Raw genomic sequence first — 738 nt, 5'->3', positions numbered from 1 at the left:
GGCACTGTTGCAAATAACCACGAATGGTAAGCTGAAGACTGTTTTAGCTAAAGGTGCAGCATATGAATCCTTTCCATGGTCGGCATTTTCAGGGCGAAATCATTCTTTGGGCTGTGCGCTGGTATTGTAAATATGGCATTAGCTATCGTGAACTGCAGGAAATGCTGGCCGAACGGGGTGTGAATGTTGATCACACGACTATTTACCGTTGGGTTCAACGTTATGCTCCTGAAATAGAAAAACGTTTACGCTGGTATTGGCGTAATCCTACAGATCTGAGCTCGTGGCATATTGATGAAACCTATGTAAAAGTGAATGGACGATGGTCTTATCTGTATCGTGCAGTCGATCAACGTGGCGATACCATTGATTTTTATCTTTCTTCTAGACGTAATACCAAATCAGCATATTGTTTTCTTGGAAAAATTTTAAATAATGTGAAGAAGTGGCAAATTCCACAAGTGATCAACACGGATAAAGCACCCACATATGGACGTGCTTTATCACGGTTAAAACGGGAAGGTAAATGTCCACCAGACCTTGAGCACAGGCAGATTAAGTATAAAAATAACGTGATTGAATGTGATCATGGCAAGCTAAAGCGGATCATCAGGGCCACATTAGGATTCAAATCTATGAAGACGGCTTATGCCACAATTAAAGGTATTGAAGTCATGCGTGCACTACGTAAAGGACAAGCATCGTCATTTTATTATGGTCAGCCTCAGGGTGAAGTGT

The 738-nt window shown here is 41.6% G+C and carries 1 protein-coding gene; it reads left to right on the top strand.

Annotation, left to right across the window (positions count from 1 at the left end; genetic code table 11):
* Positions 1–62: 62 nt before the first annotated feature.
* The coding region (locus ACEWB7_RS17315) for an IS6-like element IS1006 family transposase (protein ID WP_191113125.1) at positions 63–738 on the top strand (676 nt) is incomplete at its 3' end.

It is taken from the genome of Acinetobacter sp. NIOH-H-8 (assembly GCF_046635365.1).
GTDB lineage: Bacteria > Pseudomonadota > Gammaproteobacteria > Pseudomonadales > Moraxellaceae > Acinetobacter.
Note: the sequence above shows the minus strand (reverse complement) of the source record. Positions and strands in the feature narration are given on the sequence as shown.